The sequence below is a fragment of the Salinivibrio sp. SS2 genome (assembly GCF_001722075.1).
GTDB classification, from domain to species: Bacteria; Pseudomonadota; Gammaproteobacteria; order Enterobacterales; family Vibrionaceae; genus Salinivibrio; species Salinivibrio proteolyticus.
Window position 1 is genome coordinate 26,102 of record NZ_MEBP01000012.1, and the last position, 18,486, is coordinate 44,587.

Annotated in this window: 16 protein-coding genes; 13 read left to right on the plus strand and 3 right to left on the minus strand. The window is 50.7% G+C overall.

Annotated elements, in window-relative coordinates:
• Positions 1-111: 111 nt before the first annotated feature.
• On the minus strand, positions 112-1,260 hold the full coding sequence (locus tag BGK46_RS00780) for a Na/Pi symporter (RefSeq protein ID WP_069586562.1): 1,149 nt from the start codon (positions 1,258-1,260) through the stop codon (positions 112-114).
• Positions 1,261-1,680: 420 nt separating this feature from the next.
• Between BGK46_RS00780 and nhaA the strand changes: the two genes are divergently transcribed.
• The 4 genes from nhaA (at position 1,681) to BGK46_RS00800 (ending at position 4,452) form a co-directional block, all read left to right on the plus strand.
• Positions 1,681-2,880 (plus strand): Na+/H+ antiporter NhaA, encoded by a 1,200-nt coding sequence (gene nhaA / locus BGK46_RS00785; protein ID WP_069586563.1) that lies wholly within the window; start codon positions 1,681-1,683, stop codon positions 2,878-2,880.
• Positions 2,849-3,124, plus strand: coding sequence for a hypothetical protein (locus BGK46_RS00790; protein ID WP_069586564.1), 276 nt, complete (start codon positions 2,849-2,851; stop codon positions 3,122-3,124). The genes nhaA and BGK46_RS00790 overlap by 32 nt, the downstream gene beginning before the upstream one ends.
• 72 nt (positions 3,125-3,196) lie before the next feature.
• Positions 3,197-4,090 (plus strand): transcriptional activator NhaR, encoded by an 894-nt coding sequence (nhaR, locus tag BGK46_RS00795; RefSeq protein WP_069586565.1) that lies wholly within the window; start codon positions 3,197-3,199, stop codon positions 4,088-4,090.
• A 65-nt stretch (positions 4,091-4,155) separates the two neighbouring features.
• Positions 4,156-4,452: an ArsR/SmtB family transcription factor gene (locus tag BGK46_RS00800; RefSeq protein WP_069586566.1), complete on the plus strand. Its 297-nt coding sequence runs from the start codon at positions 4,156-4,158 to the stop codon at positions 4,450-4,452.
• A 78-nt stretch (positions 4,453-4,530) separates the two neighbouring features.
• Here BGK46_RS00800 and rpsT read toward each other — a convergent pair whose 3' ends face one another.
• The gene (gene rpsT / locus BGK46_RS00805; protein WP_069586567.1) at positions 4,531-4,791 is read right to left on the minus strand and encodes a 30S ribosomal protein S20; all 261 of its coding nucleotides are present in this window, start codon (positions 4,789-4,791) and stop codon (positions 4,531-4,533) included.
• A gap of 287 nt (positions 4,792-5,078) precedes the next feature.
• Between rpsT and murJ the strand changes: the two genes are divergently transcribed.
• The 9 genes from murJ to carB all read left to right on the plus strand — a co-directional run bounded on the left by murJ (position 5,079) and on the right by carB (position 18,285).
• Positions 5,079-6,650, plus strand: a complete 1,572-nt coding sequence (murJ, locus tag BGK46_RS00810; protein ID WP_069586568.1) for a murein biosynthesis integral membrane protein MurJ — start codon at positions 5,079-5,081, stop codon at positions 6,648-6,650.
• A 90-nt stretch (positions 6,651-6,740) separates the two neighbouring features.
• Positions 6,741-7,682: a bifunctional riboflavin kinase/FAD synthetase gene (gene ribF, locus BGK46_RS00815; protein ID WP_069586569.1), complete on the plus strand. Its 942-nt coding sequence runs from the start codon at positions 6,741-6,743 to the stop codon at positions 7,680-7,682.
• Between the two features lie 30 nt (positions 7,683-7,712).
• Positions 7,713-10,538: an isoleucine--tRNA ligase gene (gene ileS / locus BGK46_RS00820; RefSeq protein ID WP_069586570.1), complete on the plus strand. Its 2,826-nt coding sequence runs from the start codon at positions 7,713-7,715 to the stop codon at positions 10,536-10,538.
• Positions 10,538-11,041, plus strand: coding sequence for a signal peptidase II (lspA, locus tag BGK46_RS00825; RefSeq protein ID WP_069586571.1), 504 nt, complete (start codon positions 10,538-10,540; stop codon positions 11,039-11,041). The genes ileS and lspA overlap by 1 nt, the downstream gene beginning before the upstream one ends.
• Before the next feature lie 49 nt (positions 11,042-11,090).
• Positions 11,091-11,522: an FKBP-type peptidyl-prolyl cis-trans isomerase gene (gene fkpB, locus BGK46_RS00830; RefSeq protein WP_069586572.1), complete on the plus strand. Its 432-nt coding sequence runs from the start codon at positions 11,091-11,093 to the stop codon at positions 11,520-11,522.
• Positions 11,523-11,531: 9 nt separating this feature from the next.
• Positions 11,532-12,476, plus strand: a complete 945-nt coding sequence (gene ispH / locus BGK46_RS00835) for a 4-hydroxy-3-methylbut-2-enyl diphosphate reductase (protein ID WP_069586573.1) — start codon at positions 11,532-11,534, stop codon at positions 12,474-12,476.
• Between the two features lie 159 nt (positions 12,477-12,635).
• Positions 12,636-13,439, plus strand: a complete 804-nt coding sequence (gene dapB, locus BGK46_RS00840; RefSeq protein ID WP_069586574.1) for a 4-hydroxy-tetrahydrodipicolinate reductase — start codon at positions 12,636-12,638, stop codon at positions 13,437-13,439.
• 466 nt (positions 13,440-13,905) lie between these two features.
• Positions 13,906-15,045, plus strand: coding sequence for a glutamine-hydrolyzing carbamoyl-phosphate synthase small subunit (gene carA, locus BGK46_RS00845; protein WP_069586575.1), 1,140 nt, complete (start codon positions 13,906-13,908; stop codon positions 15,043-15,045).
• 15 nt (positions 15,046-15,060) lie between these two features.
• Positions 15,061-18,285, plus strand: coding sequence for a carbamoyl-phosphate synthase large subunit (carB, locus tag BGK46_RS00850; protein WP_069586576.1), 3,225 nt, complete (start codon positions 15,061-15,063; stop codon positions 18,283-18,285).
• 9 nt (positions 18,286-18,294) lie between these two features.
• Here carB and BGK46_RS17695 read toward each other — a convergent pair.
• The coding region (locus BGK46_RS17695; RefSeq protein ID WP_217492712.1) for a hypothetical protein at positions 18,295-18,486 on the minus strand (192 nt) is incomplete at its 5' end.

The window sequence follows — 18,486 nt, forward strand, 5'->3', positions numbered from 1 at the left end:
GCTGCGTTTTTTTATGCCTAAAGCGCGGTCTCTACGTGGCGGTTGCGGTTCATAACAAAAAAGCCACCGCGAGGAGCGATGGCTTTGATTCGATAAGCGTCTGGATGGGCGTTATTGCGACAACAGCACAATCCCGCCGGGTACTACCACGAATACCAGTGTGATGTAGGCCAGGACCGCCATTTTCGATTTCGCGGCCAAGTGACCCAGCCATTCTGCGCCTTTTAGTGGCAACTCACGCAATACCGGGATACCGAAGATGAGCGCCGTAGCGAGAATATTAAAGCAAAGATGCACGAGCGCAATTTGCAGCGCGAACACCGCGAATTCACCGGTGACGGCAGTCGCCGCAAGCAATGCAGTAATGCAGGTACCAATGTTTGCACCCAGGGTAAAGGGATAAACATCGCGAATTTTTAACACGCCAGTGCCAACCAGCGGAACCATCAAGCTTGTAGTGGTGGATGAAGACTGTACCAGTACAGTGACCACTGAGCCTGAGAAGATGCCATGCAATGGACCACGACCAATCGCGTTTTTCAGCATGTCTTTGGCACGACCGACCATCAGCTTCTTCATCACCTTACCCATCACAGTGATGGCACATACGATGGCAAAGATACCTAAACCGATCATCAGCAAGCCACCTAGGTTGCCGGGTAGAACCGACTCCAAAGGAGACTGCACCATGTTCACAGCAGGTTTGGTCAGCGGTTTAACGAAATTCAGCCCTTTGATGCTCATGTCACCGGTTTGTGACAGTGGCGAAACCAACCATAGTGACAACTTGTTTAGCAAGCCGAACATCATTTCGAGTGGCAAGAATATAGCCACGGCGAATAAGTTGAAGAAATCATGCACCGTGGCGCAACTGAATGCACGACGGAACTCTTCTTTGCAACGCGCATGGCCCAAGCTCACCAAGGTATTGGTGACTGTGGTGCCCACGTTTGCGCCCATTACCATTGGAATCGCTGTTTCAACCGGCAAGCCGCCTGCAACCAGACCAACGATAATAGAAGTAACCGTACTTGACGATTGGATCAGCGCCGTGGCGGCAATCCCTATCATCAAGCCAGCTACGGGGTGAGAAGCAAATTCGAATAAGGTCTTGGCCTCATCGCCCACGGCTAATTTAAAGCCGCTCCCTACCATGGCAACCGCCACCAGTAGTACATAAAGCATGACGGCGAGCTTGGTCCAACGGAACCAGTTCGAGGAGCTTTGGGTTGCCTCTACCGCTGTAGCATGGGGAGTCATAAGTTATCTCCGTGACAATTCGATGTCGGTTTTGTGTCAAAGCAAAATCAGCGGCGATAGTAAGAAGGGAATATTTCAGAAATATGACACAAATACTGCAGTGTTCATAAAATCCGATCTGGGTCGATGGGGTGGTAGGGTTAGATGGGGTTATGTCTATGATTATAATTAAAATTTAGGCCGTGTCACCCAAGTAGAAAAAACCGATATAAAAAATGTAACAACAACAAAGCGATTGCCACTATGCTAAATGGTGGACGGTAAAATTCGTTGACAAATGTTTAGACTGCGAATAAATCAATAGTAAGTGAGATTTTACATCGGTTTTTCCGATGTTTACTATCAGAACAAACGATTTTTAGAAAACGGGTCTGGCTGTCTAGACTACGGAAATCCACTTTTTTTGTATGGAGTGCTTAAATGACTGATGTCATTCGTCAGTTTCTAAAAATGGAATCTGCAGGAGGTATTGTGCTGATTATTGCGGCTGTGCTAGCGATGTTCGTGGCGAACTCGGATCTACAGCCTTTATATGACAGCACGCTTCATACCTATGTTGCAGGTCTGTCCGTGGGTCACTGGATCAACGACGGCCTGATGGTGATTTTTTTCCTGCTGATTGGTTTAGAAGTTAAACGGGAATTAATCGAAGGGGCGTTAAACACCAAAGATAAAGCCACTTTCCCTGCCGTTGCGGCGGTGGGCGGTATGTTGGCACCCGCGCTGGTTTTTCTAGCGTTTAACTGGGGTGACCCGCTTGCTGTGTCCGGTTGGGCGATCCCAGCAGCCACTGATATTGCCTTTGCCTTAGGTGTATTAGCGCTCTTGGGGAACCGTGTTCCTCTGGCACTTAAAGTGTTCTTATTAGCACTCGCGATAATCGATGACTTGGGCGTCATCGTGATTATTGCTCTGTTTTACAGCAGCGACCTTTCCATCATGGCGCTCGCCAGTGCCTTTGTCGCAACCCTAGTGCTGGTTGGGATGAATATGCGCAATGTCACCAATATTGCCGCCTATATTGTGGTTGGTTTGGTGCTTTGGTTCAGTGTCTTACAGTCAGGCGTGCATGCGACACTCGCGGGTGTGGTATTAGGTTTTGCGATTCCGTTGAAGGGCAAAACAAAGGATGCGCCGTCACCACTGAAAAAGCTCGAACATGCATTGCATCCTTATGTATCGTATCTGATTCTGCCGATATTTGCGTTTGCTAATGCCGGCGTCTCGCTTGATGGCGTCTCGCTAGCAAGCTTGACCGAAATGCTGCCTCTCGGCATTGCGTTAGGTCTGCTGATTGGTAAACCGCTCGGTATCTTTACCTTCAGTTGGGCAGCCGTAAAACTTGGTATTGCGAAAATGCCGGCAAGAGTGACATTCTCACAAATCTTTGGGGTGTCCTTACTGTGTGGTATTGGTTTTACAATGTCGATTTTCATCTCGTCACTGGCCTTCGTCGGTGTGAATGGTGAGTTCGTCACATTCTCTCGACTCGGGATCTTGATAGGATCAACCTTGTCGGCAGTGATTGGCTACTTGGTTCTGCATTTTATGTTGCCGCCAGCCAGCGCCTTTGAAGAAGGAGACGAAGATGAAGAAAATGGAGTTAGCGTTGATTACTAGTCTGTTGGGTGTCTCGGGAACGGCGCTTGCGGCCAATTACGAGACATATTGCCAAGGCAACAACGACAACAGCCAAGTATGCGAGGCCTACCTTGCAGGTGTCGAGGACGGCAAAGCGGCGGCGTCCGCTGATGCAGAGTCTACGCGCGACGCGGATAGCGCAAGCTTCTCAGAGCGAGCATTGGAACATCGCGCCGGTGAACGCGTAAGAAAGCCACTGGATAAAGACGATATGAAAAACTAACCCATTTATTTCGCTTGAAGGCGCCAAGTTGGCAGCGTAAGCTGCTGGCTTGGCGTTTTTTTATGGCAAGTCATGGCGCATCTTAATTACAACCACCTTTACTATTTTTGGATGGTCTGCAAGCAAGGCTCGATTACCAAAGGTGCCGATAAGCTTTGTTTAACTCCCCAAACGGTCACTGGACAAATCCGAGCACTCGAACAACGACTTAACGGGAAGCTGACTAAGCGAAACGGCCGGCATGTTGAGCCTACAGAGTTGGGTCAGCTGGTGTTTCAATATGCGGATCGTATGTTTGGTTTGAGCTACGAAATGCTCGATATTGTAAATTACAGTCAGCAAGAAAATGTCCTGTTTGACGTCGGTGTCGCCGATGCATTATCCAAGCGGTTAGTCAGTCAGGTTTTACTCCACGCAGTACCTGACGATAACGCAATTCATTTGCGCTGTTTTGAATCGACACATGAAATGCTGTTAGAGCAATTGTCCCAGCACAAATTGGATATGATTTTGTCGGACTGTCCGGTTGATTCGACGCAGCAAGCGGGGTTATTCAGCGTCAAGCTGGGCGAGTGCAGTATGAGCTTGCTCTCCTCTCACCCAGATATATTGGCCGATATACCGCTTGCCACACTGCTTGCGAGCCAGAAATTGTTGATCCCAAGCCGCGCGACAGCGATGGGTCGCAAACTGATGCAGTGGTTTGATCAACAAGGTATTGTTCCTAATATTTTGGGGGAGTTTGATGATTCCGCGTTAATGAAAGCGTTTGGGATTAGTCATCAGGCATTGTTTATCGCTCCCAGCTCGTATGCCAATGAGATAAGTAGCCTAGGTTATGCTGCTCCGATTGCAAACCTAGAGACGCTCAAGGAAGAATACTACGTGATTTTTGCCGAGCGAATGATTCAGCACCCCGCCGTCAAACGGATTTGCGAAGCCGATTACAGCCACTTATTCGTTTAGTTACAAGCTTGTGGTGAGATCGTGCTAGACTCGAGCAAGGTGGTAACAATTGAAGTGGAAGTCAAATGGATTTAGCCCAAATGCAACAAAACGGGCCGAAAGCGGTAAGCTTGCTGAAAGCCATGGCAAACGAAAAGCGTCTGTTTATTCTGTGCTATTTACTACAAGGCGAACTTTCGGTTGGACAGTTGGTTGAACGGGTGCCTTTGAGCCAATCGGCCTTATCCCAACATCTTGCTTGGTTACGTAAAGACGGTTTGGTGGATACACGAAAAGAGGCGCAAACGGTCTATTACTCACTGAAAAGTGAAGAAGTGAAAGCGGTGATCCAGCTATTACACGATCTGTATTGCGGTGATTGATAAAGCACATCAATCACCGCGCAATAAAAAAACCGGCCGAGGCCGGTTTTTTTATGCATGATGCAAAGCAAAAAGCTATTACAGCGCTTTGATTTGTGCTGCGAAGCTTGCTTTGTAACGTGCTGCTTTGTTCTTGTGGATCAGGCCTTTGGTGGCTGAACGATCAAGAATAGGCTGTACTTGCGCAAAAGCAGCAGTTGCCGCTTCTTTGTCGCCTGCAGCGATAGCAGCAGCAGTTTTCTTCATATAAGTGCGCATCATAGAGCGACGGCTTGCGTTGTGCTGGCGACGCTTCTCAGATTGGATCGCACGCTTCTTAGCAGATTTGATATTCGCCAAGGGTCTAACTCCCAAATCTTTTGTTCGGTGACATTTCAAGGCGGAGGACTATGCCTCTTTTTGCCTCTATTGTCAATTCATTTGTGCAAATATCCGCCGCCCCAAGGTAGTGTTGGCGCTGCGGGGTTATCACGGTTAATATGGCGGCTGATTCTATCAGCATTTCAGGCTCTACGTCACCTTTATTTCCGTTTCGCGTGTCATTATCGCTTGGCCTGCATGAGTGAGCGAGCATCAACACGCATGGGGTGGCGCACAATAGAGGCACGTGTTTTCAAGAGGTAACCGTGAGTAAGCGACTATTACGCTCTGGGCTAATCGTTAGCACCATGACACTGGTGTCCCGCGTGTTGGGGCTGGTGCGGGATGTGGTGATTGCCAACTTGATGGGGGCAGGGGCTGCCGCCGATGTGTTTTTCTTCGCCAATAAAATCCCTAACTTTTTGCGTCGTTTATTCGCAGAAGGTGCGTTTTCACAGGCCTTTGTCCCCGTATTGACTGAATATCAGGCGCTGGATAAAGACGATAATCATCGGACGCAATCTCGCGAGCTGGTTGCCAATGTTGTCGGTACCTTGGGTGGGTTAGTGACGATTGTCACCTTGCTCGGTGTCATTGGCTCGCCTGTGTTGGCGGCGTTATTTGGGACCGGTTGGTTTGTCGACTGGCTGGATGGCCGCCCTGACGGGGCCAAGTTCGAGTTAGCGAGCTTGATGCTGAAAATTACCTTCCCGTACTTGTGGTTTATTACTTTCGTGGCGCTATCGGGCGCCATCCTAAATACGCTCAATAAGTTTGCCGTTTCGAGCTTTACCCCTGTATTCCTCAATGTTGCGATTATTGCCGCGGCGATTTGGCTGTCGCCCTATCTTGCACAACCTGAAATCGGTTTAGCGGTCGGGGTCTTTATCGGTGGATTGGTTCAGTTACTGTTTCAGCTTCCTTTCTTATCGCAAGAGGGCATGCTGGTAAAACCCAAGTGGGGATGGCACCATCCTGGTGTGGTAAAGATCCGCAAACTGATGATCCCGGCTCTTTTTGGGGTCTCGGTGAGCCAGATTAACCTATTGTTTGATACCTTCATTGCCAGCTTTTTGATGACAGGCTCCATCAGTTGGCTGTATTACTCCGATCGTTTACTCGAGTTTCCGTTAGGCTTATTTGGCATTGCCATTGCGACCGTGATCCTGCCGGCGCTTTCCCAGCGTCATGTCGATAAATCGCCCACCCAATTTGCTGCCACTATGGATTGGGGAGTGCGCATGGTGTTGTTGCTGGGTATTCCTGCCATGGTGGGGTTGATTTTGTTAGCAAAGCCGATGCTGATGGTACTCTTTATGCGAGGCGAATTCGGTGTCGACGATGTGCAAGCGGCCAGTTTATCGCTGGAGGCCTATGCCTGTGGATTGGTCAACTTTATGTTGATCAAAGTCCTCGCGCCCGGTTACTACGCACGACAAGACACCAAAACACCGGTGAAATTTGGTGTGATTGCCATGATAAGCAATATGGTGTTTAACGCTATCTTTGCCTATTTGTTCAGTTATGTTGGCCTTGCGATTGCCACGGCGTTATCGGCACTGATCAACGCGGGCTTGCTTTATCAAGGCCTACACCGTGCTGGTGTTTACCGTTTGTCTCGAGCGACGGCTTTATATATTGGCCGTTTAGTGGTTGCGGTAGCAGCAATGGTGGCGGTGTTAATGACACTGATGCCGACATTAAATGGCTGGGTCGAGATGTCACTGTCGATGCGCAGCATGGTGTTGGCTGGACTGATCCTCGGTGGCAGTGTGGTGTATTTATGCACCGCACTATTATGCGGTGTGCGACTTGGTGATATTCGTCATCGCGGGTAATTCAAGGGTCGGATGTGAATCCAGGGCTGATTGCCGGCCCTGACTAGTATATAATCCGCCAGTTTCAATAGTTCAAATAGTCAGCAGGCGATGGAATTAATCCGAGGTATCCATAACATACGAGCGCGCCACCGAGGTTGTGTCCTGACCATCGGTAACTTTGATGGTGTCCATTTGGGACATCAGGCGGTGTTGCGCCAAGTCGTGGAAAAGGCCCGAGCGCTGAACCTACCTGCGACTGTGATGTTGTTTGAACCGCAGCCGTTAGAGCTGTTTAAAGGTGAAAAAGCGCCGGCGCGCCTATCGAGGTTGCGAGATAAATATACCCAGTTAGCGAAGCTGGGCGTTGACCGCCTGCTGTGCGTGAATTTCACCCCTGCATTTGCGGCCATGAGTGCTGATCACTTTGTTGACCGCTTGTTGGTCGAACAATTGGGTGTTAAGTTTCTGGTAGTTGGCGATGACTTTCGTTTTGGTTTGAAGCGAAGCGGTGATTTTGCGCGCCTCGCACGAGCAGGCCAGGAACATCACTTTGATGTGGTCAGTACCGAAAGTTTTTGCGTCAGTGACCGCCGAGTGAGCAGTACGGCGATTCGCGATGCGTTAGCCGCAGGCCATCTTGCCGAGGCGGGTGACATGTTGGGGCGACCTTACAGCATCTGTGGGCGTGTCGCGCATGGGCGTAAGTTAGGGCGCACGATTGGCTTCCCGACCGCCAATGTACTGCTAAAACGCCGCGTTTCCCCGGTTTCAGGTGTGTATGCCGTACAAGTGGAAGGCGCCGTGACCGGACAGCGGTTACCCGGCGTGGCTAACGTTGGTGTACGGCCGACGGTCGACGGTGTACGCCAGCAGCTCGAAGTCCATCTATTTGATCAATCAATCGATTTATATGGCAAACAGTTGGAAGTTTATCTTTTGCATAAACTTCGCGATGAAACCAAATTCGCGTCTATTGACGCACTAAAAATGCAAATTCAACGAGATGCATCAGCTGCGCGTGCGTGGCTGGCTGATGTGAATAATGTCTAGAGTGTAACCTCCATACGGAATCAATAATCAATGAGTGACTATAAAGATACCTTAAACCTGCCGGAAACTGCGTTTCCGATGCGAGGTAATCTTGCTAAGCGCGAGCCTGATATGCTCAAGCGTTGGTACGATGAAGATCTGTACGGTGCTATCCGTCAAGCGAAGAAAGGCAAAAAAACATTTATTTTGCACGACGGTCCTCCGTACGCGAACGGCAACATTCATATTGGTCACTCAGTTAATAAAATTCTCAAAGACATTATTATTAAATCAAAAACGCTAGCGGACTACGACGCACCGTATGTACCTGGCTGGGATTGCCACGGCTTGCCGATTGAGCTGATGGTAGAGAAAAAAGTCGGTAAACCCGGTCAAAAAGTCTCAACCGCTGAGTTCCGTGAGAAGTGCCGTGAATATGCAGCCAAACAAGTGGAAGGCCAGAAGGCGGACTTTAAACGTCTTGGTGTTTTAGGTGAGTGGGACAAACCTTACCTGACCATGGACTTCAATACCGAAGCCAGCATCATCCGCGCGTTGGGTAAAATTGCCGCCAATGGACACTTGCACAAAGGCTTTAAGCCGGTGCACTGGTGTACGGATTGTGGCTCGGCCTTGGCAGAAGCTGAGGTGGAATATCAAGATAAAACCTCGCCATCGATTGATGTGATCTTTCGTGCGGTTGACGAGCAAGCTCTGATCAGTGCCTTTAACCTCGCCGGTGATCATCAAGGTGAAGGCGAAGTGGGGGTGGTGATCTGGACCACGACGCCTTGGACCTTGCCTGCTAACCGTGCGGTAGCGGTGGCCGGTGACCTTGAATATGTTTTAGTACAAGTTGAAGGTGAGCAACCTAAGCGCCTTATCGTCGCGGCCGAACTGGTCAAAGAGGTGATGGATCGTGCGGGTATTGAGCATTATCACAACCTCGGCTTCTGTAAAGGTGACGCGCTTGAACTTAAACGCGTCAAACACCCATTTTACGATTTTGATGTGCCTGTGATCTTGGGTGATCACGTCACGACAGAGTCGGGTACGGGCGTGGTACACACCGCACCTGGCCACGGCCAAGAAGACTTTGTGGTTGGTCAAAAATACGATCTTGAAGTCGCGAACCCAGTGGGTAGCAACGGAGTCTATTTACCGGATACTCCACTGTTTGCCGGCCAACATGTCTTTAAAGCCAACGATAGTGTGATTGAAGCGCTGAAAGCGCACGATGCACTGCTGCATCACCACGCTTATGAGCACAGCTACCCGCACTGCTGGCGTCACAAAACGCCAATCATTTTCCGCGCCACACCGCAGTGGTTTATCTCGATGGAGAAAGCCGGCCTGCGTGACAAAGCGTTGCAAGAGATCAAAAACGTTGATTGGATCCCTGAGTGGGGCCAAAACCGTATTGAGTCGATGGTCGATGGTCGCCCTGATTGGTGTATTTCACGTCAACGTACCTGGGGCGTGCCGATTGCGCTATTTGTTCACAAAGAAACCGCAGAGCTTCACCCTGACACGTTGAACTTGATTGAACAAGTTGCTGCACGTGTTGAGAAAGTGGGAATTCAAGCTTGGTGGGATCTGGATCTGAATGAACTGTTGGGTGATGACGCTGAACAGTATGAGAAAGTCCTCGATACGCTGGATGTTTGGTTTGACTCTGGTGCGACCCACTACGCGGTGGTTAACCAGCGCGACGAGTTTAACGGCCAAGAAGCGGATATGTACCTCGAAGGGTCAGATCAGCATCGTGGTTGGTTCCAGTCTTCGTTGATGACTTCGGTGGCAATCAAAGGCAAAGCACCGTATCGCAAAGTGCTGACTCATGGTTTCACGGTTGATGGCAAAGGCCGCAAGATGTCGAAATCACTGGGGAATACTGTCTCGCCGCAAGATGTGATGAACAAACTGGGCGCCGATATCCTGCGTCTGTGGGTGGCGTCAACCGACTACACCGGTGAGATCACGGTATCGGATGAGATCCTAAAACGTAGCGCTGATGCGTATCGCCGAATTCGTAATACTGCACGCTTCCTGCTGGCAAACCTGCATGGTTTTGATCCTAAGCAAGACAGTGTCGCTGCCGATGATCTGGTGGCGGTTGACCGCTGGGCGGTTGGGCGTGCATTAGCCGCACAACAAGAGATCACCGAAGCGTTTGAAGCTTGCAACTTCCACCAAGTCACCCAACGCTTGATGCAGTTCTGCTCGATTGAGATGGGTTCTTTCTATCTGGATATCATCAAAGATCGTCAGTACACCGCGAAAGCGGGGAGCCACGCGCACCGTAGTTGCCAAACCGCACTGTTCCACATTGTCGAAGCGCTGGTACGTTGGATGGCACCGATTATGTCGTTCACGGCAGATGAGATCTGGAATGAAATGCCTGGCGAACGCGGCAAGTTTGTGTTCACCGATGTCTGGTATGACGGCTTGTTTGGCTTAGAAGACGATGCCGTGCTCAATAATGCATTCTGGGCAAAACTGCTGGATGTGCGTGCCGCGGTGAATAAAACCCTCGAGCAGGCCCGTAATGACAAGGTCATTGGTGGTTCACTTGAAGCCGAAGTCACGCTATACGCGCCGGCGGAGTTTGCGCAAAAGCTGCAAATGATGGGCGATGAGTTACGCTTTGTGCTGCTGACCTCGAAAGCGACAGTGATCGCTGGTGAGGCGCCATCCTCTGCGACGCAAACGGATGTCGAGGGGCTATCTGTTGACGTTGTGGCGTCTGAAGCGAAAAAATGTGACCGCTGTTGGCACCATGTTGCTGATGTGGGCACGATCGAAGGACACGAAGAAATTTGTGGCCGCTGTGTGACTAACATTGCAGGAGAAGGCGAAACTCGCCAATTTGCGTGATGACCTCTCACTCACTCTCGCAATCAGGATGGCGCTGGCTTTGGCTGGCGCCTCTGGTTTTCGTTTTAGACATTGGTAGTAAGTGGCTGGTGATGAACACCATGGGCTATGGTCCCGCGAACCGCATTGAATTACTGCCGTTTTTTAATCTTACCTACGTCCATAACCATGGTGCGGCATTTAGCTTTTTAAGCGATGCAGGCGGTTGGCAGCGTTGGCTTTTTAGCGTTATCGCGTTAGGCGTGAGCGGCTTGCTGACATACTGGATGCGAGTGACACCGGCAAGTAAGCGCATGCTCAATATCGCCTATGCCATGATTATCGGTGGGGCATTGGGTAACTTATTTGATCGCCTCGTTCATGGCTATGTGATCGATTTTCTCGACTTTTTCATTGGCAATTCACATTGGCCGGCTTTTAATCTCGCTGACTCAGCCATTTGTGTTGGCGCCGTTTTAGTGGTGCTAGATAGTTTTCGTCATGAGCAGTCATCGGCGACCTAGGGGTCGCTCGTAGTAATTAGCCCAACACGACTTTCGATAAGGACAGATCATGAAAGCGATTAGCGCATCCAGCGAAGTATTGATGCACTTTACCATTAAGCTTGAAGATGGCTCGGTCGCCGACAGCACCCACAATGCCGGAAAACCCGCTAAGTTAGTGATGGGAGACGGCAGCTTGACCGAGAACTTTGAGCGTTGTCTGTTAGGGCTGCATGAAGGGGAGCAAAGCAGCTTTACGCTGGCACCTGAAGATGCATTCGGCCAGCCAAACCCGGATAATATCCACTATATGGACCGCCGTCAGTTTGGGGGAGACACGCCTGCTGAAGTGGGTGCCATCATTGCGTTTAGCGGTCCTCAAGGACAAGAAATTCCCGGTATCGTGACCGAGGTTAGTGGCGAATCTGTGACGGTCGATTTCAATCATCCGTTGGCAGGGAAAACCGTGATTTTTGACGTAGAAATAATCAGTGTGCAATAAGGCAAAGTCATGAAGATCCTACTTGCGAATCCCCGAGGCTTTTGTGCTGGTGTCGATCGCGCGATCAGCATCGTTGAACGTGCTTTGGAAATTTATCAGCCTCCCATTTATGTGCGCCATGAAGTGGTGCATAACCGATTTGTGGTGGAAGGCCTAAAGCAACGCGGCGCGGTGTTTGTGGAACAATTAAGCGAAGTGCCTGATGACAGCATTGTGATCTTCTCGGCCCACGGTGTATCGCAAGCGGTGCGCAATGAAGCCAAATCCCGTCAACTGACGGTGTTTGATGCAACTTGCCCCTTGGTGACCAAAGTACATATGGAAGTGGCGCGAGCCAGCCGTAAAAATATGGAAGTGGTACTGATTGGTCATGCTGGACACCCCGAAGTGGAAGGCACTATGGGTCAATATGCCAGTGAAACCGGCGGTATGTACTTGGTTGAAACGCCAGCGGATGTGCACACGCTTCAAGTCAACGACCCAGATAACTTGCATTATGTGAGTCAAACCACGCTGTCAGTGGACGAAACCGCTGATGTGATTGATACCTTGCGTCAGGTTTTCCCCAATATTCAAGGCCCACGCAAAGATGATATCTGCTACGCGACCCAAAACCGTCAAGATGCAGTGCGTGATCTTGCCCAAAGCTGTGATGTGATGGTGGTGGTGGGCTCGAAGAATAGCTCGAACTCAAACCGTCTCCGCGAGTTATCGGAAAAACTGGGAACCCCGGCGTACTTGACCGACTGTGCGGAAGACATTGATCCTGCGTGGTTCGAGGGTAAGCACACGGTTGGGATCACCGCTGGCGCCTCGGCACCAGAAGAATTGGTTGACTTGATCATCGCCCGCGTGAAGGCGTTGGGCGCCACCGAGGTAGAAAACCTGAGTGGCCGTGAAGAAAACATGTTCTTCGAAGTGCCGAAAGAGTTACAAATTCGTGAGGTGACCTAGTCACCCATCGACAAAATTAAAGGGAAGCGAAGGCTTCCCTTTTTGTTAGCATGCTTCTGGGCCACTCCCAGCAATATACAAGCTGAAACGAACGCGCTACAGTGATGGGTTAATGGATAGGTGGCCAGCGCTGCTGGTGAAGTAGAAGAGGGGAGAACCATGGTACGTATTGCCATTGCTGGTGCAGCCGGCCGTATGGGACGCAATCTTATTCAAGCGGTTACGCAATACACAGGCGCAACATTGGGGGCGGCGAGTGAGCGGCCTGAATCAAGCTTGATTGGGACGGATGCAGGGGAACTGGCGGGTGTGGGCCGCCTCGGCGTACAAGTGGTGGACGATCTGGCCAAAGTGGCGGATGACTTTGATGTGATCATTGATTTTACCGCACCCGCGGCCACACTCGCGAACTTGGCGTTGTGCCAACAAAAAGGCAAGCAGTTGGTGATTGGAACAACTGGATTTGATGACGCACAAAAGCAAACCATCCAAGATGCCTCAGAAGCGACGGCAGTGGTGATGGCCCCCAATTACAGTGTCGGCGTGAACCTTGTATTTAAACTGCTTGAACAAGCCGCCAAAGTGATGGGTGAGGAATGCGACATTGAGATTGTTGAGGCGCATCACCGCCATAAAGTGGATGCGCCATCGGGCACAGCACTGGGAATGGGAGAAGCCATTGCCGGAGCGATGGGAAACCAGCTGAGTGATGTCGCTGTGTATGCCCGAGAAGGGATCACTGGCGAGCGTAGCAAAAATGAAATCGGCTTTGCCACTATTCGCGCTGGCGATATCGTGGGGGAGCATACCGCCATGTTTGCGGATATTGGCGAGCGTGTTGAAATCACGCACAAAGCGTCAAGTCGTTCCACCTTTGCCAAGGGAGCGGTCCGTGCCGCGGTATGGCTCAATCAACACCAGCAAGGTTTTTATACCATGCAGGATGTACTTAACCTTAAATAATTATGCATCGCGCTTCGGCGCGATGTTTTTTTATCCCCCTTTCTTTTTCTCATGCAATGCACTTCATATTGTCGTAATTTTTGCTTTGTTTTCCCCTTGTTGACAGCATTTCGACGCGATAACTCTTCCAGTTATGATCTTTGTTGCGCGGTAAACGTTTGCGCACGCCAGTTTTATGTTTCTCTCTCGGTTTGGGTAAAAAAGTTATTCCTCTGCCAGTTTATCTAGCTCTTTGGTTTAAAAACACAGACAAGATTGTGCTTTATCTTGCTTAGGTGGCCTGTTTTTCTTGAGTGCTTAGTAAATACAATAAAAAGTAGCACGCATTATTGACAGCCAAACCTCGCATCTCTAGAATGCGCGCAATTTGTCAAAATTCAGCTTGACGTGAGTTTTGATCTTAGATGGAATACGTGAATGCAACGTTAGTCGTAAAAAGTGCATTTCTATATAACTGGAGGTTGTCTTGAGCAAGTCTGCGCTCTTAGTCCTAGAAGATGGGACAGTGTTCCACGGTACCCCGATCGGCGCTGATGGCACCGCGGTGGGAGAAGTGGTTTTCAATACCTCGATGACGGGGTATCAAGAAATATTAACCGACCCCTCTTATTCCCGTCAGATCGTAACACTTACCTATCCCCATATTGGCAACACCGGCACCAACACCGAAGACGAAGAATCCTCCCAAGTCCACGCCCAAGGCCTCGTCATTCGCGATCTTCCCCTGTTAGCTAGCAATTTCCGCAATCAACAATCCCTCTCTGATTACCTCAAACAACACAACATTGTTGGCATCGCCGACATTGATACACGCAAACTCACTCGTTTGTTACGTGAAAAAGGGGCGCAGAATGGTTGTATTGTGGCCGGAGAGAGCGTTGATGAAGCGCTGGCGCTGGCCAAGGCGAAAGATTTTCCGGGCTTGAAAGGGATGGATCTTGCCAAAGAAGTGACGACGCAGGAGCGTTACAGCTGGACGCAAGGGTCATGGCAGCTGCATCAGGGCCTACCAGATGCATTGCCGGACAATGAATTGCCTTACCATGTTGTCGCTTACGACTTTGGTGCCAAGCGCAACATCTTGCGCATGTTGGTCGACCGCGGCTGCCGTTTGACTGTGGTACCGGCAACCACCCCGGCAGACGAAGTGCTGGCGATGAATCCCGATGGTGTCTTCTTATCTAATGGCCCTGGCGATCCGGCGCCGTGTGATTATGCGATTGCGGCCACCCAAACCTTCTTAGCGGAAGGCGTGCCATTATTTGGTATTTGCTTGGGGCACCAAATCTTGGCGCTAGCGAGCGGTGCGAAAACGGTCAAAATGAAGTTTGGCCACCATGGTGCTAACCATCCGGTGAAAGATTTAGAGCGTGGGGTGGTGATGATCACCAGCCAAAACCACGGCTTTGCCGCAGACAATGACAGCTTGCCTGACACATTACGTGCGACGCATGTGTCCTTGTTCGATGGCAGCTTGCAAGGGATCCATCATACCGAGAAGCCAGCCTTTAGCTTCCAAGGGCACCCTGAAGCAAGCCCAGGGCCACATGATGCTGCGCCCCTTTTCGATCACTTTATCGACCTCATCAAACAACACCGCGCCTAATTGGAGTCGTTGAGCATGCCAAAACGCACAGACATCAAAAGCATTCTTATCCTGGGCGCAGGCCCAATCATTATTGGCCAAGCCTGCGAGTTCGACTATTCAGGGGCACAAGCGTGTAAGGCGCTGCGTGAAGAAGGGTATCGTGTCATTCTGGTGAACTCGAACCCTGCCACCATCATGACCGACCCAGAAATGGCCGATGCGACCTACATTGAGCCGATTCAATGGCAGGTTGTGAAACACATCATCGACAAAGAGCGTCCTGATGCAATTTTGCCGACCATGGGCGGACAAACCGCACTGAACTGTGCGCTGGATCTCGAGCGCCACGGCGTACTCGCCGAATTCGGTGTGGAGATGATCGGCGCCACCGCAGATGCAATTGATAAAGCCGAAGACAGACACCGATTTGATGAAGCCATGCGTAGCATTGGCCTTGAGTGTCCGCGTGCAGGGATTGCCCATAGCATGGATGAAGCCTACAAGGTTTTAGATGAAGTCGGTTTCCCTTGCATCATCCGTCCTTCTTTTACAATGGGAGGAACCGGAGGCGGGATCGCCTACAACAAAGAAGAGTTCGAGGACATCTGTGAGCGCGGTCTCGACCTGTCCCCCACCAATGAGCTTCTGATTGATGAGTCGTTGATTGGTTGGAAAGAGTATGAAATGGAAGTGGTGCGGGATAAAAATGATAACTGCATCATTGTTTGTTCGATTGAAAACTTCGATGCCATGGGCGTCCACACCGGCGATTCCATTACGGTGGCACCTGCGCAAACGCTGACCGACAAAGAATATCAATTGATGCGAAATGCATCACTGGCGGTGCTGCGTGAAATTGGTGTTGAGACGGGCGGCTCGAACGTACAGTTTGGTATTGACCCTAAAACTGGACGCATGGTCATCATCGAGATGAACCCACGTGTGTCACGCTCATCCGCACTCGCATCAAAAGCCACCGGTTTCCCGATTGCCAAGGTGGCGGCTAAGCTTGCTGTCGGCTTTACCCTTGATGAGTTGATGAACGACATCACAGGCGGTGCGACTCCGGCTTCTTTTGAGCCGACCATCGACTATGTCGTGACCAAAATTCCGCGCTTTAACTTTGAAAAATTTGCCGGTGCGAATGACCGTTTGACCACGCAAATGAAGTCAGTGGGCGAGGTGATGGCAATTGGCCGTAACCAGCAAGAGTCACTGCAAAAAGCCTTGCGTGGTTTGGAAGTGGGCGCGTCAGGTTTTGATGAGATGGTGAACTTGGACGACGATGACGCCCTGACTCGCATTCGTCATGAGCTCAAAGAGCCAGGTGCAGAACGTATTTGGTACATTGCGGATGCGTTCCGAGCCGGCATGTCAGTTGATGGCGTCTTTAATCTGACGAACATCGACCGCTGGTTCTTGGTGCAAATTGAAGACATCGTTAAACAGGAACAACAAGTTCGCGAGCATGGCTTTGCGGGGCTTAATGAAACCGCATTGCGCCAGCTAAAACGCAAAGGGTTTGCCGATGCGCGTCTTGCCAAATTACTGGGTGTGTCTGAAATTGAAGTCCGCAAGTTGCGCGATAAATTCAACATTCATCCTGTGTACAAGCGCGTAGATACCTGCGCCGCGGAGTTTGCGTCAGATACTGCGTACATGTACTCCAGCTATGACGAGGAGTGTGAGTCGCAGCCAACCGACAAGAAAAAGATCATGGTATTGGGCGGTGGTCCGAACCGCATCGGTCAAGGCATTGAATTCGATTACTGTTGCGTGCACGCGTCTCTGGCGCTACGTGAAGATGGCTATGAAACCATCATGGTTAACTGTAACCCTGAAACCGTCTCGACCGATTACGATACGTCCGACCGTCTCTACTTTGAACCTGTGACGCTTGAAGATGTATTGGCGATTGTACGTGTTGAGCAACCGGAAGGCGTGATTGTGCAATACGGGGGGCAAACGCCACTCAAATTGGCACGTGACCTTGAAGCGGCTGGGGTACCGATTATTGGCACTAGCCCAGATGCGATTGACCGCGCGGAAGACCGTGAGCGTTTCCAAGATGCCGTACAGCGCCTTGGGCTCAAGCAGCCGGCGAATGCAACGGTGACCGCGTTAGAGCAAGCGGTTGAAAAAGCTAAAGACATTGGCTACCCACTGGTGGTGCGTCCTTCCTATGTTCTAGGTGGACGAGCGATGGAAATTGTGTATGACGAGACCGATCTGCGTCGTTACTTTAACGAAGCCGTAAGTGTGTCGCACGAATCCCCAGTATTGCTCGACCATTTCCTCGACGATGCCACGGAAGTGGATATTGATGCGGTGTGTGATGGTGAAACCGTAGTGATTGGTGGCATCATGGAACACATCGAGCAAGCGGGTGTGCACTCCGGTGACTCGGCCTGCTCACTGCCGGCTTACACCCTCAGCGATGACATTCAAGACCGGATGCGCGAGCAAGTGCGTAAGTTGGCGTTGGAGCTGGGGGTCAGTGGCCTCATGAATACGCAGTTTGCGGTTAAAGACGATGAGATCTACCTGATTGAAGTGAACCCGCGTGCCGCACGAACGGTGCCATTTGTGTCGAAAGCGACCGGTGTGCCACTCGCCAAAATTGCAGCGCGTGTGATGGCGGGCCAATCACTGACTGAGCAAGGCTTTACCCAAGAGGTGATCCCGCCTTACTACTCAGTCAAAGAAGTGGTGTTACCCTTCAACAAGTTCCCCGGTGTTGACCCATTGTTGGGCCCTGAAATGCGTTCAACCGGTGAAGTGATGGGAGTTGGCGACACCTTTGCTGAGGCGTTCGCTAAAGCGGATTTAGCTTGCGGGAAAGCCTACAGCGAAGGGGGACGCGCACTGCTATCGGTACGTAACAATGACAAGCAACGTGTGGTCGACTTGGCCGCTAAGCTGCTGAAATTAGGGTTTGAGCTAGATGCCACTCATGGGACAGCCGTGATTTTGGGCGAAGCGGGTATCAATCCTCGATTGGTCAACAAGGTTCACGAAGGACGCCCTCATATTCTTGACCGGATCAAGAACGGTGAGTACAGCTACATTGTGAATACCACCGAAGGACGCCAAGCGATTGAAGACTCGAAAGTGCTACGTCGTGGCGCACTCGCTGCCAAGGTGAACTATACCACCACACTGAATGCTGCTTTTGCCACTTGTATGGCATTGACGGCGGCAGACATGAGCAAAGTCAATTCGGTACAAGCGCTTCATGCGCGCGTATTGAATAAGTAAAAGACGTACTCATACAGACAGCGCCCACCATCCGGTGGGCGCTTTTTTTGTTTGCCCAGCGAAGCTGGCAAACCCGTCAGGTTGAAAGAAACCTGAATCGCCCCGACTGAGGGGAAGATAATCCGACTCGCAAGGGCGTTGCTGGCCAACGGCAGGGTCTGAAGGAAGCGAAAGGAAGTTAGAGACAAACGAAAGTGAACC